This is a genomic window from Nocardia neocaledoniensis, assembly GCF_029868625.1.
GTDB lineage: Bacteria > Actinomycetota > Actinomycetes > Mycobacteriales > Mycobacteriaceae > Nocardia > Nocardia neocaledoniensis_A.
In genome coordinates, this window is sequence record NZ_JARWOJ010000091.1 from 40,705 (window position 1) to 66,025 (window position 25,321).

At 66.8% G+C, this 25,321-nt stretch carries 21 protein-coding genes and 1 pseudogene; 15 read left to right on the plus strand and 7 right to left on the minus strand.

Translation table 11 applies throughout. The features are described 5' to 3' along the window. Window positions 1-90: 90 nt before the first annotated feature. The 6 genes from narI to QH270_RS06210 all read right to left on the minus strand — a co-directional run bounded on the left by narI (window position 91) and on the right by QH270_RS06210 (window position 9,903). Entirely contained in the window at window positions 91-822 is a 732-nt protein-coding gene (narI, locus tag QH270_RS06185) for a respiratory nitrate reductase subunit gamma (RefSeq protein ID WP_280339452.1), read from the minus strand. Further along, window positions 822-1,505 (minus strand): nitrate reductase molybdenum cofactor assembly chaperone, encoded by a 684-nt coding sequence (narJ, locus tag QH270_RS06190; RefSeq protein ID WP_280339434.1) that lies wholly within the window; start codon window positions 1,503-1,505, stop codon window positions 822-824. Before narJ ends, narI begins: the two co-directional genes overlap by 1 nt. Further along, on the minus strand, window positions 1,502-3,175 hold the full coding sequence (gene narH / locus QH270_RS06195; RefSeq protein ID WP_280339435.1) for a nitrate reductase subunit beta: 1,674 nt from the start codon (window positions 3,173-3,175) through the stop codon (window positions 1,502-1,504). Before narH ends, narJ begins: the two co-directional genes overlap by 4 nt. Before the next feature lie 46 nt (window positions 3,176-3,221). Beyond that, window positions 3,222-6,914, minus strand: a complete 3,693-nt coding sequence (locus QH270_RS06200) for a nitrate reductase subunit alpha (RefSeq protein ID WP_280339436.1) — start codon at window positions 6,912-6,914, stop codon at window positions 3,222-3,224. Between the two features lie 21 nt (window positions 6,915-6,935). Next, a complete protein-coding gene (locus QH270_RS06205) occupies window positions 6,936-8,168 on the minus strand; it encodes an MFS transporter (protein ID WP_280339454.1) in 1,233 nt (410 codons plus the stop codon). A 349-nt stretch (window positions 8,169-8,517) separates the two neighbouring features. After that, complete coding sequence (locus QH270_RS06210; protein WP_280339455.1) at window positions 8,518-9,903, minus strand: MBL fold metallo-hydrolase; 1,386 nt, start codon at window positions 9,901-9,903, stop codon at window positions 8,518-8,520. A gap of 448 nt (window positions 9,904-10,351) precedes the next feature. On the opposite strand from QH270_RS06210, the gene QH270_RS06215 reads away from it, so the two are divergent. From QH270_RS06215 to QH270_RS06230, 4 genes are all read left to right on the plus strand, one after another. Beyond that, complete coding sequence (locus tag QH270_RS06215; RefSeq protein ID WP_432420304.1) at window positions 10,352-12,538, plus strand: MMPL family transporter; 2,187 nt, start codon at window positions 10,352-10,354, stop codon at window positions 12,536-12,538. A gap of 87 nt (window positions 12,539-12,625) precedes the next feature. Beyond that, window positions 12,626-12,895: a metal-sensitive transcriptional regulator gene (locus tag QH270_RS06220; RefSeq protein ID WP_067487809.1), complete on the plus strand. Its 270-nt coding sequence runs from the start codon at window positions 12,626-12,628 to the stop codon at window positions 12,893-12,895. 50 nt (window positions 12,896-12,945) lie between these two features. Next, on the plus strand, window positions 12,946-13,350 hold the full coding sequence (locus QH270_RS06225) for a DUF302 domain-containing protein (RefSeq protein ID WP_280339437.1): 405 nt from the start codon (window positions 12,946-12,948) through the stop codon (window positions 13,348-13,350). 33 nt (window positions 13,351-13,383) lie between these two features. Next, on the plus strand, window positions 13,384-14,157 hold the full coding sequence (locus QH270_RS06230; protein ID WP_280339438.1) for a sulfite exporter TauE/SafE family protein: 774 nt from the start codon (window positions 13,384-13,386) through the stop codon (window positions 14,155-14,157). A gap of 15 nt (window positions 14,158-14,172) precedes the next feature. On the opposite strand, the gene QH270_RS06235 is transcribed toward QH270_RS06230, so the two are convergent. Further along, complete coding sequence (locus tag QH270_RS06235) at window positions 14,173-15,177, minus strand: CHAD domain-containing protein (RefSeq protein WP_280339440.1); 1,005 nt, start codon at window positions 15,175-15,177, stop codon at window positions 14,173-14,175. Between the two features lie 257 nt (window positions 15,178-15,434). Here QH270_RS06235 and QH270_RS06240 point away from each other — a divergent pair, with 257 nt between their 5' ends. The 11 genes and pseudogenes from QH270_RS06240 to QH270_RS06290 form a co-directional block, all read left to right on the plus strand. Then, complete coding sequence (locus QH270_RS06240) at window positions 15,435-16,424, plus strand: Acg family FMN-binding oxidoreductase (protein ID WP_280339441.1); 990 nt, start codon at window positions 15,435-15,437, stop codon at window positions 16,422-16,424. Window positions 16,425-16,442: 18 nt separating this feature from the next. Next, window positions 16,443-16,892: a hypothetical protein gene (locus tag QH270_RS06245; protein WP_280339442.1), complete on the plus strand. Its 450-nt coding sequence runs from the start codon at window positions 16,443-16,445 to the stop codon at window positions 16,890-16,892. Then, window positions 16,889-17,482: an SRPBCC family protein gene (locus QH270_RS06250; protein WP_280339443.1), complete on the plus strand. Its 594-nt coding sequence runs from the start codon at window positions 16,889-16,891 to the stop codon at window positions 17,480-17,482. Before QH270_RS06245 ends, QH270_RS06250 begins: the two co-directional genes overlap by 4 nt. Further along, window positions 17,479-18,480, plus strand: coding sequence for a universal stress protein (locus QH270_RS06255; RefSeq protein ID WP_280339444.1), 1,002 nt, complete (start codon window positions 17,479-17,481; stop codon window positions 18,478-18,480). The genes QH270_RS06250 and QH270_RS06255 overlap by 4 nt, the downstream gene beginning before the upstream one ends. Further along, window positions 18,429-19,061, plus strand: a complete 633-nt coding sequence (locus tag QH270_RS06260) for a response regulator transcription factor (protein ID WP_280339445.1) — start codon at window positions 18,429-18,431, stop codon at window positions 19,059-19,061. The genes QH270_RS06255 and QH270_RS06260 overlap by 52 nt, the downstream gene beginning before the upstream one ends. Window positions 19,062-19,113: 52 nt before the next feature. Then, the gene (locus QH270_RS06265; protein ID WP_280339446.1) at window positions 19,114-20,868 is read left to right on the plus strand and encodes a GAF domain-containing sensor histidine kinase; all 1,755 of its coding nucleotides are present in this window, start codon (window positions 19,114-19,116) and stop codon (window positions 20,866-20,868) included. Window positions 20,869-21,003: 135 nt separating this feature from the next. Then, a complete protein-coding gene (locus tag QH270_RS06270) occupies window positions 21,004-21,315 on the plus strand; it encodes a hypothetical protein (protein WP_280339447.1) in 312 nt (103 codons plus the stop codon). Window positions 21,316-21,480: 165 nt separating this feature from the next. Then, window positions 21,481-21,846 carry a BlaI/MecI/CopY family transcriptional regulator gene (locus QH270_RS06275; RefSeq protein WP_280339457.1) on the plus strand — a complete coding sequence of 122 codons (366 nt, stop codon included), beginning with the start codon at window positions 21,481-21,483 and terminating at the stop codon, window positions 21,844-21,846. Then, window positions 21,843-22,793 carry a M56 family metallopeptidase gene (locus QH270_RS06280; RefSeq protein WP_280339448.1) on the plus strand — a complete coding sequence of 317 codons (951 nt, stop codon included), beginning with the start codon at window positions 21,843-21,845 and terminating at the stop codon, window positions 22,791-22,793. The genes QH270_RS06275 and QH270_RS06280 overlap by 4 nt, the downstream gene beginning before the upstream one ends. 147 nt (window positions 22,794-22,940) lie before the next feature. After that, the gene (locus QH270_RS06285) at window positions 22,941-24,866 is read left to right on the plus strand and encodes a peptidase (protein ID WP_280339449.1); all 1,926 of its coding nucleotides are present in this window, start codon (window positions 22,941-22,943) and stop codon (window positions 24,864-24,866) included. A gap of 155 nt (window positions 24,867-25,021) precedes the next feature. Next, window positions 25,022-25,321: pseudogene (locus QH270_RS06290) on the plus strand (hypothetical protein); the annotation flags it as partial.

Sequence of the window (25,321 nt, forward strand, 5' to 3'; positions counted from 1 at the left end):
GGACTGATACACGCAGGATCGCACTCCCGCGCGCCGTGCCCCTCACCCGAAAGGGGTGAACGCCGGCGGCGGGGGTCGTAGAGCCGGGCGCTACCACCCCCGCCGTCGAGGACGGGAGCCCACGAGTTGATCGGCCGCGGGGGCCTCACGGCTGCGGTAGACGATGTAGGGACGGAAAAGGTAGCCGATCGGCGCGCTGAACGCATGCACCAGCCGGGTGAACGGCCACAGGGCGAACAGTGCCAGCGCGATCAACACATGCACCTGGAACGACGCGGGTGCTTGCACCATCAGATCGCCGCGGGGCTGCAGGATCCAGACGGACCGGAACCACGGCGACACCGTCTCCCGGTAGTTGTGTTCCTCCCCCACCACCCCCGAGCCCATCATGGTGGTCGCCAGTCCTGCCACCAGAGCGGCGACCAGGACGAGGTACATGATCTTGTCGTTGATGGTGGTCGCGAGGAAGACCGGGCCCTGTGTCCGCCTGCGGTAGATCAACAGCACGATCCCCGACAAGGTGGTGACGCCGGCGATCGTGCCGAGCGTGATCGCTTGCACGTGGTAGGCGTGCTGGCTCAATCCCATGGCGTCGGTCCACGATTGCGGGATGATCAGACCGATGACATGGCCGAAGATCACCACCAGGATACCGAAGTGGAACATCGGACTCGCGATACGCAGCAGCCGGCTTTCGTACAGCTGCGTGGACCGGGTCGTCCAGCCGAACTTGTCGTAGCGGTACCGCCACCAGCTGCCGACGACGACGATCGCCAGCGTCACGTATGGGGCGATGTCCCAGAACATCTCACCGAACGACATCATCGGGCTCCTTCGGCTCGGCGATCCGCGGAGGAGTCGGCGCGGCGCGGCGGTACGGTCAGCGTGAACGGCTGCAGCCCGATCGCCTCCGCCGCCGGTCCGGTCTCGGCGAGACGGCGCGCGCGGCGAAGCTCCTGGTCGGTGACCGGCGGTAGTGTCGCGCACACCGCGCCGACGGTCGGTGCGTACAGTGATCCGCTCTCGGTCAGAGCGCCGTGCAGGATGTCGAGTGCGACGCGGTGTTCGGTGAGTAACCGTTCCCCGGCCGCGGGATCGACCGTCGCGGCGAATTCGAGTACGACAGTCAGGTGATCAGGCGCCTCGGCGCCCGGCGCTCGGTGTCCGGCCCGGCCATAAGCCTGCGCGAAGGCATGCATGGCCGACCCGCGGTTTCGGGTATCGCCCGCCGTCCAGTACGTGAGATACAGGGTCGTGCCACGACTCAGATCGAAGGTGGCCACATATTCTGATTGCGCCGCAAAGGCGTCCAAGCCACGCAGCGCCTCCACGGTGCCGGTCAGCATCCGGCGCGGTTCGCCGGTGACATGATCGAGTAGCGAATCCACCAGATCGAGTCGGTCGCTCAGCCGGTCGCCGGGGTAGGACAGGACCAGCGAGGCAGCCTGCCGTATCAGCCTGTACTGCAGGTGGTTGCGATCCTGTCCGGTGAACCACGCCCTCATCGGTCCCCGCCGCGATCATCGGTGGCAGCCCCGGGAAACATGCCTTCCGGCACTCCTTTGCCGTCCCAGTTGAGCAGATTGACCCGCGACGGCCGGGTACTGTTCGCTGCCAGGCCTTCGGTGGTCTGCCGCTGTTTCAGCGCGTGGAAGGTCTCGACCGCCACGGGTACGGGCCGCCCGCTCGCTTCGCCGAACGGCCCCGATTCGTACATGCCAGGTCCACCGTCGAAGGACAGCGCGCATTCGGTGGCCGTCTCTTCGAGTCGATGCGCTTCCTCGGCGTACACGGTCGGGATCACGTAGCGCTCGTCGTACTTGGCCAGAGCGAGCAACCGGTACATCTCGTACATCTGCTCCTCGGTCATACCGACCGCTTCCGGGATACGCGGTTGCGTCGCACGGCCGAGATTGATGTCTCGCATATACGACCGCATGGCCGCCAATCGTCGCAGGACATCAGCGACGACCTCGGTATCACCGGCGGTGAACAGTTCGGCCAGATACCGGATCGGTATCCGCAGCGCGTCGAGCGCTCCGAACAGGTTGCCGAGATCCTCACCGTCGTGGCCATCGCGGCTCACGGCATCGACGACCGGCGACAACGGCGGGACGTACCAGACCATCGGCAAAGTGCGGTATTCCGGGTGCAGGGGTAGGGCGACTCGGTAGGTATGGATGAGCGCGTATATCGGGGACCGTTGCGCCGCCTGGATCCATTCCTGGGATATCCCCGCGGCGCGCGCACCGGCGACGACCTCGCCATCATGGGGGTCGAGCAAGATATCGCGTTGTGCCGCGTACAGATCGGTATCGTTTTCGACCGACGCCGCGTCGGTGACACGGTCCAGGTCGTAGAGAACGAGACCGATGTAGCGAAGACGTCCGACGCAGGTCTCCGAACAGACTGTCGGTAAACCCACCTCGACCCTGGGGTAGCAGAACGTGCACTTCTCCGCCTTGCCGGTCTTGTGATTGAAGTACACCTTCTTGTAGGGGCAACCGGACACACACATCCGCCAGCCACGGCAACGATCCTGATCGACCAGCACGATGCCGTCCTCGGTGCGCTTGTACATGGCGCCGGACGGGCACGACGCGACGCACGAAGGATTGAGGCAGTGTTCACAGATACGTGGCAGGTAGAACATGAATGTCTGTTCGAGTTCCAGCCGTACCTGCTCGCCCACCTTCTGCAGGATCGGGTCCTCGGGCAGGATCTCCGGCGACCCGCCCAGATCGTCGTCCCAGTTCGCCGACCAGGCGACCTTCATCGGTTTGCCGCTGATCAGACTTCGCGGTGGCGCGACAGGCATGTGTTCACCGGCTGGGGCCGCGATCAGGTTGTCGTAGTCATAAGTCCACGGCTCGTAATAGTCCGCGAGTGCGGGCATTTTCGGATTGGCGAAGATTCGGGCGAGTTTGCTCAGCCGTCCCCCGTCGCGCAGACGCAGCCGACCGCGCCGGTCACGAATCCATCCGCCGCGCCATCGCTGTTGATCTTCGTATGTGCGTGGATATCCCTGGCCCGGCCGCGTCTCGACGTTGTTGAGCCACACATATTCGGTACCGGGTCGATTGGTCCATGTCTGCTTGCAGGTCACCGAGCAGGTGTGGCACCCGATGCACTTATCGAGGTTCATGACCATCGCCAGCTGCGCCATCACCTTCATGAAGCGATCACCCGCTTCCCACCGCCGTGCCGCGTCGTCGACGTCATCAGTAGCTCACTTCCTGGGACCGGCGACGCACCACGGTGACTTCGTCGCGTTGGTTCCCGGTGGGCCCGAGATAATTGAAGGCGTACGCGATCTGGGCGTAACCGCCCGCCAGATGACTCGGTTTGACCAGCAGCCTGGTCAGCGAGTTGTGGATGCCGCCACGCCTGCCGGTGGTTTCGCTCAATGGCACATCGATCAACCGATCCTGGGCGTGATAGACGAACACGACACCCTCAGGGATCCGGTGCGAGACCGTGGCGCGGCACACCAGCACGCCGTTACGGTTCACGGCTTCGACCCACTCGTTGTCCCGCACCGCCAACTTCGCCGCGTCCGCCATGCTCATCCACATGGTCGGGCCGCCTCGCGACAGCGAGAGCATGAACAGGTTGTCCTGGTACTCCGAGTGGATCGACCATTTCGAATGCGGCGTGAGATACCGAACGGTCAACCCGACACCCTCGCGGCCTTGCGCGCCGAGGGCTGTTTCGTCGAACAGGCGGGCCATATCCAGCGGCGGCCGGTAGGTCGGCAGCTGTTCCCCCAGTTCCTCCACCCAGTCGTGGTCGACGTAGAAGTGCATCCGGCCGGTGAGCGTGTGGAACGGTTTGAGCTCTTCGATATTCACAGTGAAAGGCGCATACCGGCGGCCGCCTGTCTCGCTACCCGACCACTCCGGACTCGTGATGACTGGAACCGGTCGAGCCTGGGTGTCGGCGTAGGTGATACGGCGCTCCTCGCTGCCTTCGGCCAGATGGACCAGCGGACGACCGGTCCGTTTCTCCAGCTCACGAAATCCCTCGACGGCCAGGCGGCCGTTCGAGGTTCCCGAGAGCGCCAGAATCGTGTCGGCCATCCGCTCAGCGGTAGTGACAGCGGGTCTTCCCTCCGCCGGACCTGAGTCCAGCACTCCGAACTTCTGGGCGAGCTCGCGTACTTCCTGGATCGGTTTCGTCACGACCCCTTTGGTGTTCAATCCCAGCGAGTCCACAAGTGGGCCGAGCGCGGCCCACTTGTCGGCGATCGCGGCGTAGTCGCGCTCGACGACCGTCAACGGGCCCATCGTCTTTCCCGGCACCGGGACTTCGCCGGTGCGCCGCCAATCGCGTTCGGTACCGTTCGGATACGCCATGGCCGCCGCGGTGTCGTGTTGCAGGGTCGTCATGACCACGTCGGTACGGATACCCAGGTGGCTGCCGGCGAGCGCGCTGAACGCGCGCGCGATCGCGCCGAATGCCTCGTAGTCCGAGCGAGTCTCCCAGGGTGGATCGATCGCCGCCGTGAACGCGTGCAGATAGGGGTGCATGTCCGTGCTCGACAGATCGGCCTTCTCGTACCACGTCGCCGCGGGCAGCACGACGTCGGACAGCAACGTGGTCGACGTCATCCGGAAGTCGATCGACATGAGCAGATCGAGTTTGCCCTCCGGCACCGGGCGCGACGTCTCTACCTCGCGCGGATGCATTTCCGTACCGGCCGGTCGCGCCTGCAGATTCGACGAAGTCCCCAGCAGATGCTGCAGAAAGTACTCGTTCCCTTTGCTGGACGATCCGAGCAGGTTGGCCCGCCACACGCTCAGTACACGAGGCCAGTTCCGTGGGTCGTCAGGATCGGTGACGGCGAGCTTCACACTGCCGTCGGCCAGTCCCTCGGCGACATAGCGCGGAATCTCCTTCCCCGCCGCGCGCGCTTCCTCGGCGAGCTCGAGGCTCGAACGGTCGAACTGGGGGTAGAACGGCGTCCACCCCATGGCCACCGCGGAAACCAGCACATCCATCGTGTGCTTGTCCCGGAATCGGCCGCGCCCCAGCGGACTCGCCAGTGCATCGGCGCGGTACCCGTCGTAGCGCCACTGGTCGGTGTGGACATACCAGTACGACGTACCCGCCATCTGCCGAGGCGGACGTGCCCAGTCCGTCGCCATCGCCATCGCGGCCCACCCGGTGACCGGACGGCACTTCTCCTGCCCGACGTAGTGCGCCCAACCGCCGCCGTTGCGCCCCATCGATCCGGTGAGGATGAGCAATGCCAGCACCGCGCGGTAGGTGGCGTCCCCATGGAACCACTGGCAGATGCCCGCTCCCATGATGATCATCGAGCGCCCACCGGATTCCTCGGCGTTGCCAGCGAATTCCCGCGCGATGCGAATCGCCTGTTCGGCGGAAACTCCGGTGATGGGTTCCTGCCACGCGGGGGTGTAGGCCGAAGTCGGGTCGTCGTAGCCGGACGGCCACCGTCCCGGCAAGCCGGGCCGCGCCACACCGTACTGAGCCAGCATGAGATCGAAGACGGTACACACCCGATGCTCGCCGACCCGGCGAACGGGAACACCACGGACGATGCTCGTACCGCGACCGTCCACCGTGTCGAAGCTCGGTAGGTGGATCGTCGCGGTGTCCTCGGTGCCCGGCTCCGCACGTCGCACCGTCAGCGCTGGTTCGAGGTCGCCGAGGTCGAGGTTCCATTTCCCGACGCCGGCTTCCCCATAGCGAAATCCGAGCGACCCGTGCGGTGCGACGACGGTGTCTGTGGCGCTGTCGAGCAGTACCGGCTTGAACGCGGCGTTGTCCACCGCGTGCCCGAGATCCGCGGCAGTGAGGTTCTTCCCTGGGACCAGCATGTCGCCGCGTTCCTCGAGGGTGATCAGGAACGGTAAATCGGTGTAACGGCGGACGTAATCGACGAAGAACGGAACACGTTTGCGCACAAAGCATTCAGTGAGGAGGACGTGTCCCATCGCCATCGCCAGCGCGCCATCGGTCCCCGCAGCGCACGGCATCCACTCGTCGGCGAATTTGGTGTTGTCCGCGTAATCGGGGCTGATGCTGACCACTTTGGCACCGCGGTAGCGGACCTCGGCCATCCAATGGGCGTCCGGTGTTCGGGTGACCGGCACATTGGAACCCCACATCATCAGATACGACGCGTCCCACCAGTCGCCTGATTCGGGCACATCGGTCTGGTCCCCGAACACTTGCGGCGAGGCGACCGGAAGATCGGCGTACCAATCGTAGAACGAGGTCATCACGCCACCGATGAGCTCGATGAACCGTGAACCGGCCGCGAAGGACACCATCGACATCGCCGGGATCGGGGAGAAACCCGCGACGCGGTCGGGTCCGAACTCCTTGATCGTGTGGACATGGGCCGCGGCGATGATCTCGGCCGCTTCGGTCCAGCTGATTCTGACGAGACCGCCTTTGCCCCTGGCCTGTTGATATCGGGTGCGCCGCCGCGGGTCGTTCTGGATGTCGGCCCAAGCCAGCACCGGATCGCCCAGGCGCTCTTTCGCCGCGCGATACATCTCGACGAGAACTCCGCGTGCGTACGGGTAACGCACGCGAGTCGGTGAGTAGGTGTACCAGGAGAAGGCCGCTCCGCGAGGGCAACCACGGGGTTCGTATTCCGGCCGGTCGGGTCCGACGCTCGGGTAGTCGGTCTCCTGGGTCTCCCAGGTGATGATGCCGTCCTTGACGTAGATCTTCCAGGAACACGAGCCGGTGCAATTGACGCCGTGCGTCGAACGCACCACCTTGTCGTGACTCCAGCGCTCGCGATAGAAGACATCGCCCGCACGACCACCTTCGCGAGTCACGACGCGCCCGTCCGCGGACGCGGTACCGCGGAGGAAATACCGGGCGCTGCTGACCAACAGCTCTTCGATCGGGCCACCGGTGTGATGTGTGGTCACAGAGAACTCCTTCGAATGCGGTCAGGCCTCGGCCGGCGAAACCGGCTCCCGCGCATGCAGTTTGATCGTGGTGAAGACCAGCGCGAGCATCGCGGTCACGACGAGGAGCAGCAGGCCGATGGTGTAGTCGTTGCCGACGGGGTCGTAGGTGGCCCCCATGACCAGCGGTGGAAAGTAGCCACCGAGGCCACCGGCGGCGGCGACGACACCGGTGACCGAGCCGACGGACCGGGCCGGGGCCCGCCGAGCCACCCAGGCGAACACGCCGCCGGTACCCACTCCCAGGAATACGGCGAGCAGAATGAACGTGGCGGCCGACCACACATCGGGTGGCGGCTGCGCGATGGCGACCCCCGCCATCGCCGCCGTGCCGGCCAGCGAGGCCAGGACGACGTATTTCGGTGGGATGCGGTCGGCCAGGGCGCCGCCGATCGGCCGAGCGATGACCGCCGCGAGCGCGAAGGCCGCTGTCCGTGCCCCGGCGTCGACGGCGGCGAATCCGTAGATCGTCTTGATGTAGGTGGGGAGATAGTTGCTGAACGCGACGAATCCGCCGAAGACGACGGCGTAGAGAAACGCCATCTCCCACGTCACTCGCAGCTTCACCGCGGCAACCAGTTTCGGCACGACGGGATCGGTACTCGGATGGAAATCCGAGGAGTCATGCATCATCAGAACGCACACGATGGCAGTGACCGCGAGGGCGATGGCGACGATCGCGTGTGTGGCGAACAAGCCGAACCAGTTCACGAACCGTGGTGTGAAAAATGCGGAGAGCGCGGTGCCGACCATTCCTGCCCCGAAAACTCCGGTCGCGAATCCGCGCCGCGAGGGTTCGAACCAATTGTTGGCGAACGGGATACCCACTGCGAAAACCGTGCCGGCGATGCCGAGCAGGAAACCGAAAACCAACAGCAGCGGATAGGAACCAGCGGTACCCGCCGCGCCCACGGCGAGAACCGGCGGAATCGAAGCCAGACAGACGGCGATGAACATGATTCGTCCACCGAATCGGTCGGTCAGCGCACCGACTCCGATCCGACCCAACGAGCCAACCAGAATCGGCGTGGCGACCAGCAGCGAAGTTTCGGCGCTACTCAGCGACAAGTCACCCGCGTACGTGGTCGACAAGGGGCCGATCATATTCCAGGCCCAGAAGTTGATCGCCGAAACCCAGGTCGCCAGTGCGAGATTGAATCCACGGCGCCGTCCGGAGCCTGGAGGCGAATCGGTCGGGAGGACATTGCTGCCCATGGTGCCGCCACGGCGGGCCGAAGGCGCCTCGTCGGATTCCCTGTGCATGTGCGCCTCCTGACCGGACCGGGTCGACACCGGCAATCCTCGTCACCTGGCACCTTCGCGCCCAGGGCCCTTCGGCCCGGCGCGAGAGGGTCCTCTGTCACCCCGACCGAGTTCGAACAGCCGCCGATGAACGGCCGGAATCAGATTGCCGTTCTCCACCTCCCGAGTTCAGCGGGTATCGGTTGACGACCGAGCGGCCCGCAACAACGGCCCGGGACCACACCTGGCGATTATATTTCTCGGGCGAGCCGGGACAAGGTCTCCGGTCGGGACGGCGAGTCGACGCCGGGCGATGCCGAAGTCAGGCCTCCGCCGCTGCCAGGTGATCGATCCACGCGTTGTAACCCCCGACCAGGTCGCTGACCTGGTCGACGCCCAGTGATCGGAGCAGCGACGCGGCGACGCTCGAGCGCCAGCCGCCCGCGCAGTGCACCACGATCGGCACACCCGCGGGCAGCTCCGCGATCCTGGACCGCAACTGCGCCAACGGAATCGAGGTCGCTTCGGGAATGTATCCGAACTCCCGCTCGCCGGGGTTTCGGACGTCGACGAGGGCGACCCGGCCGGCGTCGAGCAGCTGTCGCAACTGCTCGACGGTCGTCCTCGGCGCCGCTTGCACGAGATCCGTCAGGTCTGCCGGAAAGACACCGTCGTGGTCCACGGTGAAGTACCCGACCGCTTCGTCGGACCCGATTCGCGCCAGTCGCAGCGCGGCGTCCTGTTCTTCGCCGGGGTAGGCGATCAACACGATGCGGTCACCGATCTCGGCCACCATGCCGCCGGTTTCGGCGAAGCGGCCGTCGAAGCCGACGTTCACCGATCCGCGCAGGTGCCCGGCGGCGAAATCCTCGGGAGTACGGGCATCGAGAACGATCGTTCCGGAAGTCAATTCGTCGCGAACCTGCCGCGCGGTGCAGGACGGGATGGCGCGGCTCGGATCCAGCACAGCCCGGTTGCCCTTGTTGAGGGCGGCGTCGACATGGAAGTACTCCGGGACCGCCGGCTGACCGTGGGTGATCAAAGCGACGAAGGACTCCTCACTCATCGGCCGCACCGACGGATTGGTTCTGCGCTGCTCCCCGATCGTCGAGGTCAGCTCCGCGGAGAGATTCTTTCCACACGAGGAACCCGCGCCGTGCGCGGGCATGACGATCACCGAATCCGGCAGCGTCAGCAGTGTTTCGTGGATGGTGCGGTACATCGCCCTGGCGAGGTCGGCGGTGGAGCCGTCACCGAGGTTGACCAGGTCGGGTCGGCCCACATCCCCGATGAAGAGAGAGTCACCGGTCAGCACCGCCGTCGGCCGGGCCGTCGGGTTGTCGCGCACCAACAGGCTGATCGATTCCCAGGTGTGCCCGGGAGTCGACAACACCTCCAACTCGACCTCGCCCAGCGAGACACGTTCGCCGTGCGCGAGCCGGCGAATCGGGTAGGCGGTCTCGGCCGCGGCACCGAATCCGATCCACGCACCGGTCGCCTCGAGCAGCTCGAGATGCCCGGAGACGAAGTCCGCATGGAAATGCGTGTTGATCACGCCTTCGATCGTCAGCCCGAATCGCCGCGCGTCGTCGAGATACTCGGTGACGTCGCGCCGCGGATCGACGACGACGGCCCGTCCGGTGCTCTCGTCGCCGATCAGGTACGAGGCATGGGACAGGCATTCGAGGTAGTACTGCTCGAGAATCATCACGCTTCCTCCATTTCGCGACGACATGTTTCTCACTGCCGCTGTGGACAGGTTGCCATATACCCCCTAGGGTATGCAAGTACCCCCCGGGGTATCTTGATTTCAGATCTCCACATCTCCGAGGAGGAGCTCATGTGCTACCCAGTCACCTGCTCGACCTGCAAGAAGACCACATGGGACGGCTGCGGATCGCACGTCGCCAGCGTGATGAATTCAGTGCCCCCATCGCGGCGGTGCACCTGCGAGACACACACCGACCGCGCCGGTAACCGCGGAATCCTCGGCCGCATCCTGGGCCGCTGAACACCCGAACCGGGCGCGCGATGAGCCGCCGGGCCGAGTGACGACCGGCGGCACCGCTCGACCTGCCGCCTCGCAGTCGATTCCCCACTCCGCAGGGGCGGATCTCGCCCGGAAATATACCCCCTCCCGTATAAGGAACCTCGCATTGAGCAACAACACCACATACCTCGGCGAACAGTCGCCGACGCCATCGAAACCCGAGCACGGATCCGCACCGCCGGGAATCCCAGGCGGGGCGCTGGCCCGCTGGGGAGCGCGGATGGCCACGCACCCGAAATGGGTTTTCGGTGTGTGGTTGATCGCGCTGGTCGCTCTCGGCGCCGCGGCGCCGGGCGTGTTCAACTCCCTGGCGGGCGCCGGCTGGCAGGCCAACGGCTCGGAGTCGGTGCGCGTCCGCGAGCTGGCACAGCAGCACTTCGGCGGGAATTCCTCCGCCGCGGTGCAGGTGGTCGTGCACTCGGACTCCGCACCCGTGACCGATCCGGCGGTGCAGCAGGTCATCACCGGGGTCATCGCCCAGTTCCAGGCCGATGACCGCTTCGGCGACGTCATCGTTCCCCAACCCGGGATGACGATCAGCCCGGACGGTCATACCGGCGTCCTGATCGCCGGCGCCGCCGCGAGCACCGACGAGATGGTCAAGGCGGTCGACGACCTCGGGAGCGAGTTGACCGCGCTGTCGACGACGGACATCGAGGTGTATCCCACCGGCGCGTCCGCACTGTGGAGCGAGTTCAACGAGGCCAACCACGACGCCATGATCAAGGCGGAGATGCTCTCCTGGCCCGTCACACTGGCGATCATGGTGCTCGCGTTCGGCTCGCTGGTCGCGGCGGGCCTGCCACTGCTGCTGACCCTCGCAGGTCTGGTGGCCTCCGCGGGCGGCCTGGTGCTGCTCAACTCCGCCACCCCGATCTCGGTGTGGGCGATGAATTTCGCCATGATGTTCGCCCTGGCACTCGGCATCGACTACGCCCTCTTCATCGTCGCGAGGTTCCGCGATGCACTGCGAAAGGCCGCAGGTACCCCTGACGCCGTCGCCGAGACGATGGACACCGCGGGCAAGGCGGTCGTCCTGTCCGGCGTGACCGTGCTGGTGAGTCTGTCCGCCGTGTTGCTCGTTCCCGCGCCCGCGGTACGGACCATGGCCGTGGGCATCATGCTCGCCGTGGCATTCGTGCTCGCCGCGACGCTGACCCTGCTCCCGGCGGCACTGGGCGCGCTCGGCCCCAAGATCAACGCCGGATCGCTGCCCTACGCCACCCGCCAGCAGCACCGGTCGCCCCGGTTCGAGTCCTGGGGCAATCTGCTGCACAGGCATCCCTGGCCCTTCGCCATCGGCTCCCTGCTGGTGCTGACGGCGTTGGCGCTGCCGGTACTCGGCCTGAAGGTGGCCATGCCCTCGATACAGGTCGTGCCCGCCGAATCTTCGGTGCGACAGGGTTACGAACTGATCCAGGAGCAGATGAGCGAGGGGGCGCCCGGCATGTTCCAGATCATCACCCCCACGGCCGATGCCGAGGCCACCGCCACCACAGCCAGGACGACCGAGGGCATCGCCATGGTCACCCCGCCGATGCCGAGCGCCGACGGCTCCGACCATGTGATGCTGCAGGCGATCCCGGCCGTCGACCCGTCGGATGTGGCGATGGCCGCGATCCTCGATCGCCTGCGCGCCGATCTACCCCCGCAGGCGCTGGTCGGCGGCGCACCGGCGGAAAACCTCGACCTTCAGCAAGCCCTCGACGACTACCTGCCGGTGATCATCGGCGTCATCCTCGTGCTCGGCTTCGCGCTGTTGCTGGTCGCGCTCCAGGCTCCGCTCATCGCCGTTCTCGGGACCGTGGTGAGCCTGCTCTCTACCGCGGCGGCGTTCGGCGTGGCCAAGCTGATCTTCCAGGACGGCCACGGCGCGAGCCTGCTCGGATTCACCCCGCAGGGCTTTCTGGACGGCTGGGGGCCGGTGTTCTTCTTCGCGATGATCTTCGCCATCGCGATGGACTACACGGTCTTCCTGCTCGCGACCGCCAAGGAGCACTATGAGGAATCCGGCGATCCGAACGTCGCGCATGTCCTGGGCCTGGCCCATGCGGGCCGCATCATCGCGGCCGCCGCGGCGGTGATGGTCGCGGTGTTCTTCACCTTCGCGCTCGCGGAGCCGTTGCCACCCAAGGAGATGGGAATCATCCTCGGCGTCGCCGTGCTGCTGGACGCGGTGTTCATCCGCCTGATCCTGCTGCCGGTGTTGCTGCGCTTGACCGGCCATGCCGCCTGGTGGTCACCCGCCTGGTTACGCCGCGCCCTACCGAATGTCACCTTCTCGCACGGCTGAGGTGACGGAGGTATGTGTGGTGCGTGCTACAGCCCCACACATACCCCCTAGGGTATAGTTGGGGGCAGGTCCGAGAAAGGAATCGCCATGGTCGGAAATGACGAGAGCATCGCGCTGGTACTCAACCGGCTGCGCCGCGCGCACGGGCAGCTCGCCGGGGTGATCTCGATGATCGAGAACGGACGCGACTGCAAGGATGTCGTCACGCAGCTCGCGGCCGTGTCACGCGCACTGGACAAGGCGGGATTCAAGATCGTCGCCAGCGGACTGCGCGAATGCCTGGCAGGCGACGCCGCCGACGGCAAGGAACCCATGAGCGAAGCCGAGCTCGAAAAGCTCTTCCTCGCCCTCGCCTGACACCAGCCGTGGACTCCCCCACCACCATCCTCGACCGAGGAGAACCACCGATGAACTTCGCATTATCCACCACACTGACGCTCTCGTTCGACGACGCCGTCGCTCGGACCCGAACCGCGTTACAGGAACAAGGTTTCGGAGTACTCACCGAGATCGACATGCAGGCCACCATGAAGGCCAAACTCGACGCCGACATGGAGCGGTACCTGATCCTCGGCGCCTGCAATCCGCCGCTCGCACAGCGCGCGGTGGAGGTGAACCGGCAGATCGGATTACTGCTGCCGTGCAACGTCATCGTGCGCGAAGACCCTGCCGCTCCGGGCACGGTTCGCGTGGAGGCGATGAATCCGCAACTGCTCGTGCAGGTCACCGACGAACCCGCGCTCGCCCCGATCGCCGATGACGCGGGCCGTCGCCTGCAGTCCGCGATCGATGCACTGTCCGCCGGCGACTGACCGCGAGAGTGCGGAGTCCGGGGGGAGTCACCGATGACGATCCTCACCTCCGTGCTGCTGGGTGCTGTCATCGGAATCCTGCTCGGTCTGCTCGGCGGCGGTGGATCGATCCTCGCCGTACCCGGGCTCGTCTACGGACTCGGGCTCCCGCTCGGACAGGCAGTTCCGATGTCGCTGCTGGTGGTGGGCGTCGCCGCAATGGTGGGCGCCGTCCCCAAGATGCGATCCGGCCTGGTCCAGTGGCGGATCGCGGGCGTGTTCGCCGTGACCGGACTGCCTGCCGCGTTCGCCGGGAGCGCGGCGAACCGCTTCCTGCCACCGTCGCTGACCCTCGCCGGGTTCGCCGTCGTCATGGTCGCCGCGGGAGCTCGAATGCTCGCGAGTGAGGACGGCATCGGCACCGCGTGCCGAGCGGACGGATCGACCGTCAACTGGCGTCGATGCACCTCGCGCGCAGTTCCGGTCGGGCTCGGTGTCGGTTTTCTGACCGGCCTGTTCGGGGTCGGCGGTGGTTTTCTCATCGTCCCCGCCCTCGTCCTGCTGCTCGGCATCGAGATGTCGGTGGCTATCGGCACATCCCTGGTGATCGTCACCGCCAACTCGGCCTCGGGACTCCTCGCCTACCTTGGTGATCTCAGTCTCGACTGGCGGGCCACCGCGGCCTTCGCCGCGACGGCCGTCGGCGGATCGCTCGTCGCGGGCCGCTACGGGCAACGCGTCGACGTCGCGCGGTCGCAGAGGTGGTTCGCCTTCTTGATCTTCGCGGTGGCGGCCTTCGTCCTCGTCGACGTCATCGTCGTGCGCTGACGGCCCGGACGCGCCTCACGGAGTCTGTCGCGGAGAGGCGTCCTCGGTGTTCGAGTGGATGTCGGCCATGACCCGGGCCCCGCGTAATGATCGCCAGTATGTGCCGGGCAGTGTCTCGGCGAGCTCAGCGGTGCGATCGACCTCGCGCTGCAGTAGCAGCCCGTAGGTGAAGGTGGACTCCCCCGCGTTCTCGGCTTCCCGCGTGATCTGGATCAGATGATGCTTGGCGACCACCGCGTCCTGGTACTCGCCGAGCAGATCCTGCACAGCGACCAGCCCGGCTATGGTCTGGTCGCTTCGTGCGGGATCCAGATCGCGCACCGACTCCACGTAGTACCGGGTGCGCCGCACCGATTTCCGGAGATCGTGCATCGCGGCATCGGTGGCGTCCTCATCCCTGGCCGAGCCGATCTTGCGCATCCGTCGCCGGACCCGGCCGAGCAGCGCGTCGAGGACCAGGGTGTTGTCCGGGTCGTCGATCCCGGGCACCACACCGGTCTGCAGCAATCGTTCCTCGGCCATCAGGTCCTCGATGACGGACGCGAAGCGGGGCGAGGCGAGCAGGTCCCGCGCCGCGATCCAGGCCGGACGAACACGGACGTCGAAATAGTCGGCCATCCTGTCTCGCACCGGGCCTCGGACATATCGCGGGCGCAGCACATCCACCGCCGCGTGCAGTCGCGCCGACTGGGCTCGCAGATCATGCGCGGCACCGGTGGTGATACCCAGCCACCGCAATTCCTCGATGAGCCGACGGACCTCCGACTGCCTGCGGACTGCCTTCGGGTGCGCGCTCAGCGCGCAGCGGGCCCGGCGCGCCGCCTTCACCATGCCCACCACCGAGTCCGGATCGTCATGGCCCGCGGCGATCTGCCCATCCATGATGGTTTCCCGCTGCGCGTGCAGGTAGGCGGCCAGCATCCGACTGACCTTCGCTCGCTCTCTCACGGGCACTGCCTGGGCGTCCGTTCGAGTCTCGATGGTCATCACGATCTCCTCCATGTGTCCGGTGGCGGTCACTCTCCGCGCCTTTCACCATCGCGCCCCCGGCCCCCGCGGCACAGTGCCGTTCGCCCGTCACGGTCCTCGCTCGAAAGCCCCGATCGCCATGACGAAAGACCTGCCGACGCGGGCCTCGGGACTCTGCCCTCGCTCGCTGTGACCGGCGAGATGGTCGACGTGCCGACACCACTGGCCGCTCCGAGGGCATTTGGTCCTCACCACACGGGCGCAATGGCCGTCTCGGTGGGCCGCCTGTCCCGAGCACACTGGCTGATATGAGCAATGATCCAGCCCCCGTGGCCCCTCACCGTTCGGTGGTCCGAACAGGGATTCAGCTGGCGTGCCGCGCTCCGTCGATCCACAACACACAGCCGTGGCGATGGGACTTCGACGGTACGCGGCTGTCTCTGCGACGCGACCTCGACAGGCAGTTGTCCGCCGTCGACCCGCACGGACGCCAGGCCGTGATCAGTTGTGGCGCCGCACTGCAGCACGCCCGCACCGCCTTCGCGTCACTACGTTGGCACGCAGATGTCGAGCGATTCCCCGACCCCGCCCAGCCCGACCTGCTCGCGACCCTCGATTTCCGCCCCTGGCACGACCCGCCCACGGCAGTACTCCGGCGAGCCGAGGCGATCGAGTACCGGTACACCGACCGGTTGCCCATGGCCGAGCCGAGCGGCTGGGCCTCGGTGCGCTTGGCGCTGGAAGAACTCGTCAGCAAGCACGGCCTCACGCTCGACATCCTCGACGAGGACGCACGGGCACGACTGTCGCTCGCCTCGGAACACTCCGAGGCACTGCGCCGGTACGACATGGAGTATCAGGCCGAAATCCGTTGGTGGTCGGGACATTCTCCGGTCGCGGAGGGTGTGCCGGCCTCGGCGTTGGTGTCGGAGTCGGAAGCGGGCCGCGTCGGCGTCGTTCGTGACTTCCCACATCCGAAGGTTCCCGCCCGCCGAGGTGAGCTGCGCGATCACGCGCATCTGGCCGTGCTCACCGCGACGGACGAGGCGCCGGAGACGTGGCTGCGTACCGGCGAGGCGCTGTCGGCGGCGCTGCTCGAGTGCACGGCGTCCGGCTTGTCGACCTGTGCGCTGACCCATATCACCGAACTGTCCGCGGGACGGCGCCTGCTCAGCAGTCTGATCGGTCATCCGGGGGTACCGCAGGTCGTCCTGCGCATCGGCCTCGCCCCCGACGACCGCCGGCCGCCGCCCACGCCTCGCCGACCTCTGCCCGACGTGCTCGGCTGGGGCCGATAGCTCACCAGGAGTCACACCATGTCCACTTTCGAACAACGCAAGACTCGCCGTGCTCTGCGCGCGGGTCTGGTCGGCAGTGCCGGATTCGTCGCCCTGTGGGCCTTCGTGGGCGCTGTGGGTCTCGTCGGCGGCGGCGCCGACCTCGGCGCCGAGATCACCGCACGCCTCCCGTTCACCAGTCCGGTCCTGGCCGGCCTGCTGTTGGCGACGATCGTCGGCGCGCCGATGGCGGCCACCGCGGTCCTCACCGTCCGCGCCGACCCGATCGCGCCGATGGTGGGCGTCGGCAGCGGCGTCCTGCTGGTGGGTTGGGTCACGGTCCAGCCGTTCGTGATCGGTCGGTTCAACTGGCTGCAGCCAGTCTTCGGGCTGCTCGGACTGGCGGTGTGCCTGCTGGCCTACCGGCTCCGCCGCCCAGGCTTGCACACCGGCTCCGCGGCGGTGCCGTTCAGATCGTCACCGGCATGACCACACACCGCCGTCGCCGCTGCTCGACCTGGGGTGCTACCACGGCTGAGGCCGCCGCGCCGATGTACGGAGACGATCTGCTTCCCGAGGCCCGCCTGCAGACAACACGTGCGGTGAGTATCGCGGCGCCCCCCGCTGCTGTCTGGCCGTGGCTCGTCCAGATGGGGCCCGGCCGCGCCGGCGCCTACACCTACGACTGGATCGAGAACCTCTTCGGCCTCGACATGCACAGCTCCCGCGAGATCCTGCCCGCTTATCAGAACCTCGCTGTCGGAGACGCACTCACCCTGGGCGATTCCGGACCGATCATGCGCGTCCAGTACATCGAGCCGGCCCGTGCGCTCGTCTGGGCCGCCGACACCAGCGACTGGACCTGGTCGTTCCTGCTCACCCCAGCGGCCGGAGGCACCCGGCTGATCAGCCGGAACAGACTCCTCGGACCTGACTCACGCACGCTTCGTCTGCTCTACGCCACGATCATGACACCGGCCAGCCTGCTGATGGAGCGCAAGATGCTGCGTGGAATCGCGCAGCGAGCGGAGCACCAGGCGCGTCGCACTACTGGCGAGACCGGGGTGCACCAGCCATGACACCACGACGCGTGCAGCCGATCATCGTCGGTGTCGACGGCTCCGCACCCGCACTGGCGGCGGTCGGATGGGCTACACAGGAAGCAATTCTGCACCACGCGCCACTGCACCTGGTGCACGCGATCGGCACCGGATGGGACCTCGGCCCCCGGCTCGGCGAGGTGGGCCTGCACAACCAGTCCTTCCGGGACGACGGCGCCGCCGCGCTCGCCGCCGCCGAACGTGCGGCACGGCGAGCCGCCGGAGAGCGCAGCGTCGAGATCTCGACCGAACTCGCATGGCCTGCCCCCGTCCGCGCCCTCGCGAAGCGTTCGCGATCGGCGCGGCTCCTCGTCCTCGGCACTCGTGGAATGGACGTCTTCGACCGCGCGGTGCTCGGCTCGGTCAGCGCGGCGCTCGTGCGGCGCTCGACGTGCCCCGTGGTCATCGTTCCCGCCGGACACGCCCCCGACAACAGCCGTCCGATCCTGGTCGGTGTCGATGGATCGGTGGCCAGTGCGCGGGCGGTGGAGGTCGCGTTCGCGCAGGCCGCGGCGCGCGGTGTCGATGTCGTGGCCCTGCTGGCGTGGACCAGAACCGGCGACCGCGCGGCGGGGCACGACGAGCACCAGGCGGCACAGGCCGGGTTGGCGGCGAACCTGGCCGGATATGCCCAGGAACACCCGCAGATCAGAGTGCGCCGGGTCGTCGCGGAAGGCGATCCGGCACGACAGATCCTCGACGCGGCCGACGATGCCCAGCTGGTCGTCCTCGGAAGCCGCGAGCGCGGCGGAATCGCGGGGTTCACTCTGGGGTCGGTGAGTCGGGCGGTTCTCGACAACGCCCCGCTGCCGGTCCTCGTCGCTCGGCCGCGACCCAGCGACCATCATCGAGCGCACAGCATCGGGCGATCCGCACCACAGCGCCGTAGGCTGGAACAGTCACAGCACACGAAAGGTCCGCACTCATGGTCAAGGTCTTTTTGGTCGACGATCACGAAATCGTCCGGCACGGCGTAGCCGATCTCATCGACCTGGAGCCCGACCTCGAGGTCGTCGGCGAGGCAGGCAGCTGCGCACAGGCACTGGCTCGCATCCCGGCGCTGCGTCCGGAGGTCGCAGTGCTCGATGTGCTGCTCCCCGACGGCAACGGGATCGAGCTGTGCCGTGAGCTGCTGTCGGCGAATCCCGAGCTCCGGTGTCTGATCCTCACCTCGTTCACCGACGAGCAAGCCATGCTCAACGCCATCCTCGCGGGCGCCAGTGGGTATGTCATCAAGGACATCAAGGGCCTCGAGCTGATCGCCGCCATCCGCGATGTCAGCGCCGGGAAATCCCTCTTGGACAACCGGGCCGCGGCCGCGCTCATGGCCAAGCTGCGCTCGGAGGCAGCAGGAAAGACCGGCCCGCTGGCCACACTGACCGAGCAGGAACGGACTCTGCTCGCCCTGCTCGGCGAAGGACTGACCAACCGGCAGATCGCCGCGCGCATGTTCCTGGCGGAGAAGACCGTCAAGAACTATGTGTCCCGGCTGCTCACGAAACTCGGGGTTGAACGCCGCACGCAGGCCGCGGTGATGGCATCGAAGCTCGACGAGTGATGACGACAGTTCCCCGCACGGGGCACGTTCTGTCGCGGATCGCCATGGAACAATGTTGTGCGTGGACGAGCACAGCAAAGACTCTTCGAGCAGCCAACCGACACCGGTCACCGAGACGTTGTCGCAGCTGCGGTTACGGGAGTTGCTGAGCCAGGTCCAGGACCGCATCGCGCAGATCATCGATGTGCGCGACAACATGGACCGGCTGATCGAGGCGATGCTCGTGGTCACGGCGGGACTCGATCTCGACGACACGCTGCGTTCCATCGTGCACACCGCCATCGAACTCGTCGACGCCCAGTACGGCGCTCTCGGTGTCCGTGAGACCGACAAGAACAGCAACCAGCTCGCCGAGTTCGTCTACGAAGGCATCGACGATCGGACCAGGGTCCTCATCGGCGATCTTCCCCGGGGCCACGGGGTGCTCGGCTTGCTCATCCAGGAGCCCACACCGATCCGTCTCACGACGCTGTCGGATCATCCCTCCTCCGTCGGCTTTCCACCGCATCACCCCCCGATGAGCACCTTTCTCGGTGTCCCGGTCAAAGTGCGCGACGAGATCTTCGGCAACCTCTACCTCACCGAGAAAGCGGGCGGCCAGGAGTTCACCGAGGACGACGAGGTCGTCGTGCAGGCACTGGCCGCGGCGGCCGGTATCGCGATCGCCAACGCCCGGCTGTACGAGGAATCCCGCGTCCGTCAGCAGTGGCTCGAAGCGACCCGGGATGTGGCGACCGAACTTCTCGCCGGCGGCGAACCCAAGGACGTCCTCGCCTTGGTCACCGAGCGGGCACTGAACCTCACCCAATCGGCGTGCACATTCGTCGCGCTGCCCGAGGATCCCGAGGTACCACGCGAGGAGGTGACCGAGTTGGTGGTGATCTCCGCGGCGGGAGTCGACGCCGAGGCGATCATCGGCCAACGCCTCGCCGTCGAGGACTCCCAGTCCGGGGTCGCCTACCGCTCCGATGAGACGGTCGTGTCCGAGAAGCTGCCCTACAATCTCTTCTCCCACGCCAGGACCCAGTTCGGGCCCGCGGTGGTGCTCCCGCTGCGGGTGGGTTCGGAGGTGATCGGTGTCCTCACCACCATCCGCCCCGCCGACTCCCAAGCGATAGACGAGCCGACCACCGCCATGCTCACCGCCTTCGCCGACCAAGCCGCCCTGGTCCTGCAACTGTCCGACACCCAACGCCGGATGCGCGAACTCGACGTCCTCTCCGACCGCGACCGCATCGCCCGCGGCCTGCACGACCACGTCATCCAACGGCTCTTCGCGGTCGGGTTGTCGCTGCAAGGCACCGTCCAGCGAGCCCGCACGCCCGAGGTCAAGACCCGGCTGATGGAGACCATCGACGACATCCAATCCATCGTCCAGGACATCCGCCACTCCATCTTCGACCTGCAGAGCAACAACACCGCCGACTCGTCGAAGTTCCGCAAGCACCTCCACGGCATCATCGTCGACACCACCGCCGACAGCGGCCTTCGCACCACCGTCCGCCTCGCCGGACCCGTCACCGTGCTCGCCCCGCCCCTGTCCGACGACGTCGAAGCGGTGCTACGCGAAGCGGTCAGCAACGTCGTCCGCCACGCCCAGGCCAGCCTGGTCGCCGTCGAGCTCCGGGTGGGCGACGAGGTGACGATCGAAGTCACCGACGACGGCATCGGTCTCCCGACCGAGCCCTCGCGCCGCAGCGGATTGGCCAATCTCGCCGTCCGGGCCGAAAAGGCCGGTGGGTCTTTCCAGCTAATCGACCGTCCCGAAGGCGGGACCATTCTGCGCTGGACCGCGCCCCTGCCGTGACGCCTCGGCCATCGTGCGAACCGAGGGCCAATCGGTCCTCATTCCGAGGCCCGATGTCTCTATCCGGTCTGCGCTCCCAGGACGGACGCTACTTGTGCGGAAACTCGCGCGAACTGCCAGCACAGGGAAACAGACATGACCACTTCGACCATCGACGATTCGCCCGCTGCGACCACAACGGCGAGCGTGGTCCCGCTTCGTGGTGCCATCGAGTCGATACCCGATCCGGCCACCGGCGAACTGGAAGCCATCGCCCGCGCGCTCGCCCCGAAGTTCCCCGAGCTGGCCTACGCGGATGTCCTCGAGGTTGTCCGTTCGACCTACCGTGAACTCGTCGGCAAGGCCCGCATCCACGCTCACCTGATCCCGCTCACCGTCAATCTTTCCAGGTCACGTTTGACGAACAAGCGTTCTGCACTGCCGACTTCGTATCCTTCTGGCCGATAGTCCTTGCCGATTTCGTACTTTCGGATCACGAAGCCCTCGGGATGATCCCGAAAACCCTCCCTTGCCTCCGTATCTCGATACGTCCCAGCAGTTCGGCGGATTCGAACCGCAGAGACGGCGAAGGGACAGTATCTTATGCGCAGCGGCGAGATGGGACGAGCGATGGTGAAAGGCCTGGGTGCGCTGGAGAACCAGGTGATGACGGTGCTGTGGGAAGTTCCGGACGCGCTGTCGGTGCACGATCTCGTCGATCGCATAGGCCGCGAACAACGAACTCCCGCCTACACCACCATCCTGACCGTCGTGACCCACCTCTGGGAAAAGGGCTGGGTTCAGCGGGAGAAGATCGGTCGACGGTACCGCTATCGCCCCAGCCGCTCCCGCGCGGAAGCTACCACCGATCTGCTGCGTGAGATTCTCGACGCGAGCCCGGACGCGCCCGGCGCATTGCTGCATCTGGCGCGCACCGCGAGCGCGCAGGAGGTCCAGGCGTTGCGGCAGGGCTTGTCCGCCGGCGAGGACGGACCGTGATCCTGCTCATCGCCCTGCTCGCCGCCGGTGCCATCCTGGCCATGGGCACGCCAACGGTGCTGCGGCGCATCGACTTCGGTGGCGCGCCGGTCGTGGGCATCGTGGCCTGGATGGGCGCGGTGTCGGCGACGATCGCGGTCGGCGTGCTGGCATTGACGGCCTTGGCGTGGCCGGGAGAGCCGCCCGGCAACTCATCCGTTGGTGCGGTCGCACGGAGTCTCGCCGAGATCGAGCCCACAGTCGTCACCTGGGCAGCGGACCTGATCTTGCCTGCCGCTATGGCCGGAGCACTCCTGCCGATCGGACTCGTCACCCGTGTCGCCGTCATCCACGCGCGAAAATGGTCGGCTCATCGTCGGCGGCACACCGAACTGCTCGCGTTGCTCGGCCGCGTCGATCCAGCCGGCACCGGCCTGGTATGGCTCGATCACCCGGTGCCGTTGGCATACAGCGTCTCAGGACACGGCGGGTATGTGGTGGTCACCGACGGTCTTGCCCGCTGCCTGACCGAGACACAGTGGCGTGCGGTGCTCGCGCACGAGCACGCGCATCTGCGCGCCCGCCACCATCACATCCTCGGTGTGTGCCAGGTGCTCGCCGGCGCCTTCCCCCGGATTCCGCTGTTCGCCGCCGCGCCGTCGGCGCTGACGACCCTGGTCGAGCTCGCAGCGGATCGCGCTGCCGCGATCCGCACCGATCCGCACTCACTGGGTTCGGCGCTGCGCACCGTGGCAGGGCACGGTGCCCGGATGTCGATCGCGACCGTCGAGCCGACGCCTGATTCACTGGCTGAACGCCTGGCCTGTCTCGGGGCCGCGCCGGAGTCACGTTCGGCGGCGCGGCGCAGAGCGGCGGGGGCACTGGTGGGCACGGTCCTTCTCGTGCCGATCACCGCGGCGCTCGCGGTCGGGCTCGGCTCGGTAGCAGCATCTTTCGCCGTGATCTGAAAACGCCCCAAAAAACTATGCGCCATAGTATTTTGGCGTCGAGCGAGAGTCGGCGCCACAGGCGGCCGTTCGCGCCCATTAAGTGAAGTGGCGATATTTCAGAATCGAGAACCCTTGCGCTCCAACACTATTCGTAGTAACCCAGGGTTGCGCGGACCAGCTTCGGCTCTGGTCGCCGTGGCCCTGGTCGGCGCGGGCCTCGCCGGGTCCACTCCGGGGCCGGCCATGGCCGAGCCCGGACAGACGCGCTATTCACTGGCCAATGGCTGCTTCCGGATCGACACCTCGGCCGGGCCCTTGGTTCCGGCGTCCGGCCCGTACCGGCTGCGGGCGACCGCTCTCGGCGAGTACCTGCTCTACGGGCGCACCCACCAGTTCCTGGAAGCCGCCGCGCAGTCGATCCGGCCGACCGAAGCCCCCTCCGACGCCGCGGTGTGGACTGTGGACGGTTCCGGCCCAGACGGATTCACCATCACCAACGTCGCGACCGGCATGGCCGTACCCGCTACCTTCATCCCGGACACGGGCTGCGCGGACTTTCCCGAGGCACAGTCCGGCACCACCGGCACGCCGGGATCCGAACTCGGCTCCGATGGATCGATCCAGGGCGTCATCGACGCGCACGCGCACATCACCGCCTACGAATTCATGGGCGGGAACTTCCATTGCGGACGCCCGTGGCACCCCTACGGCGTGGCCTACGCACTGCCCGACTGCGCTCCGTACCGCACCGGCACGAACGGCCTGATCGCGAGCTTCCTCGATCACGGTGAACCGTTCCACGATTCCGACACCGGCGGCTGGCCCACCTTCCGCGACTGGCCCAAGCCGTCCGTGCTCACCACCGAAGGCGCCTACTGGACCAGCATCGAGCGGTCCTGGAAGGCAGGCCTCCGCGTCATGACCGTCGATCTCGTGGACAACGAGTCGCTGTGCACCATGATGACCGACCGACGAAACCCGTGCGACGACATGGCCTCCGCGCGGCTCCAGGCAGCAGGCCTGCGCGCGCTGCAGGACTACATCGATGCCCAATACGGCGGCCCTGGTCAGGGCTTCTTCCGCATCGCCACCGACCCCGCCGAAGCTCGCCGGATCGCCGAGGCGGGCAAACTCGCCGTTGTCCTGGGCATGGAGTTGTCCGACCCGATGGGCTGCGGAGTGTTTCTCGGGCAGCCGGAGTGCACGCGGGCCGATATCGATCGCTGGCTGGTCGAGCTGCGAGCGATCGGCGTCAGCAGCTTCTTCCCCGTACACAAGTTCGACAACGCCTTCGGCGGCACCAAGATGGATCACGATGTCACGGGCCTGCTCGTCAACGCGGGCAACTTCATGCAGACCGGCACCTTCTGGAATGTGCAGGACTGTCCCGGTCCCGAACACGACAGCACCCAGATCTCGGTACCGATCGCCGGACATGTCAATCAGTTCCTTTCGAACCTCACCGGCCCGTTGCTCGGCGGAGCGCCGCTCCCGCTGTATCCGCCTGGCCCACACTGCAATGCGCGCGGATTGACCGACCTCGGGAGCTATCTGATCAACAGGATGATCGATCACGGATTCCTCATCGAGGTGGATCACCTGAGCGAGGCCACCGCCGACGAGGTGATGTCCATCATCGAGAAGCGTGGCTATTCCGGTGTCGTGTCCTCCCACGGCTGGGACTCGGACAAGACCACGGCGCGGGTCCATGCCGCGGGTGGGTTCGCCGCGCCCTACGCCGCCGAACCCGCGTCCTTCGTGCGGGCCTGGCGCGAGGCCCGGGCGCTCCCCCGTCCGGACAGCGAGTTCGGATTCGGATTCGGCTCCGACATGAACGGCATAGCCGGCCAGGGCGCCGCTCCCGGGCCGGGCACGATCCGGTATCCGTTCACCTCGCACGACGGCCGAGTGACTTTCGACCGCGAACGTTGGGGCGAACGTGTCTTCGACTTCAATACCGATGGCACCGCGACCTACGGGTCCTACGCCGACTGGCTCGAAGCGGTCCGCGTCCTCGGCGGCCCAGAGGCCATGGCCGATGTCTTCCGCGGCGCGGAGACCTACCTGCGCATGTGGGAGGAAGCCCGGTGATCGGTGACGACAGGCCCACCCTGACGGTGGCATCGAATCTTCCCAGGAGCGACAAGTTCCGGGAATCCAGTCCATTCCGGCGCGAACCCGGGTCGGAACGGACCAGTCGACAAGAGAATCGTCCCGGCCGAGATCGCCGGGGCTTGGAGGAAATCATGTACCGGACTTCACGTATCGCGGCCGGCGTCGCCACCACCGCACTGGTCGTCGCCGGTGTCGGTGTCGGCCTCGGTCCCGGCGTCGCCGCCGCGGAAAGCAGTTGCGCGGTCAGCAGCCACGCCGAGAAGCAGGACGTCAGCACCTGGGGCGTCACGCACGTCTACGACAAGATCGCCAGCGCGGAGCAGATCGGTGTCGGCACCTCGGTCACCTACAAGGTCATCGTCGGCACCACCGGCATCGGCAACCCCTACGTCAACACCATCACCGACTTCCCGCCGGTCGGCTTCGGCGCG

Bases quoted from the DNA above. Each gene is read 5' to 3' on its own strand.
- narI (WP_280339452.1), bottom strand. From the start codon at position 822: ATGTCGTTCGGTGAGATGTTCTGGGACATCGCCCCATACGTGACGCTG.
- narJ (WP_280339434.1), bottom strand. From the start codon at position 1,505: ATGAGGGCGTGGTTCACCGGACAGGATCGCAACCACCTGCAGTACAGG.
- narH (WP_280339435.1), bottom strand. From the start codon at position 3,175: ATGAAGGTGATGGCGCAGCTGGCGATGGTCATGAACCTCGATAAGTGC.
- QH270_RS06205 (WP_280339454.1), bottom strand. From the start codon at position 8,168: ATGGGCAGCAATGTCCTCCCGACCGATTCGCCTCCAGGCTCCGGACGG.
- QH270_RS06210 (WP_280339455.1), bottom strand. From the start codon at position 9,903: ATGATTCTCGAGCAGTACTACCTCGAATGCCTGTCCCATGCCTCGTAC.
- QH270_RS06220 (WP_067487809.1), top strand. From the start codon at position 12,626: ATGGTCGGAAATGACGAGAGCATCGCGCTGGTACTCAACCGGCTGCGC.
- QH270_RS06225 (WP_280339437.1), top strand. From the start codon at position 12,946: ATGAACTTCGCATTATCCACCACACTGACGCTCTCGTTCGACGACGCC.
- QH270_RS06230 (WP_280339438.1), top strand. From the start codon at position 13,384: ATGACGATCCTCACCTCCGTGCTGCTGGGTGCTGTCATCGGAATCCTG.
- QH270_RS06240 (WP_280339441.1), top strand. From the start codon at position 15,435: ATGAGCAATGATCCAGCCCCCGTGGCCCCTCACCGTTCGGTGGTCCGA.
- QH270_RS06245 (WP_280339442.1), top strand. From the start codon at position 16,443: ATGTCCACTTTCGAACAACGCAAGACTCGCCGTGCTCTGCGCGCGGGT.
- QH270_RS06250 (WP_280339443.1), top strand. From the start codon at position 16,889: ATGACCACACACCGCCGTCGCCGCTGCTCGACCTGGGGTGCTACCACG.
- QH270_RS06255 (WP_280339444.1), top strand. From the start codon at position 17,479: ATGACACCACGACGCGTGCAGCCGATCATCGTCGGTGTCGACGGCTCC.
- QH270_RS06260 (WP_280339445.1), top strand. From the start codon at position 18,429: ATGGTCAAGGTCTTTTTGGTCGACGATCACGAAATCGTCCGGCACGGC.
- QH270_RS06265 (WP_280339446.1), top strand. From the start codon at position 19,114: ATGTTGTGCGTGGACGAGCACAGCAAAGACTCTTCGAGCAGCCAACCG.
- QH270_RS06270 (WP_280339447.1), top strand. From the start codon at position 21,004: ATGACCACTTCGACCATCGACGATTCGCCCGCTGCGACCACAACGGCG.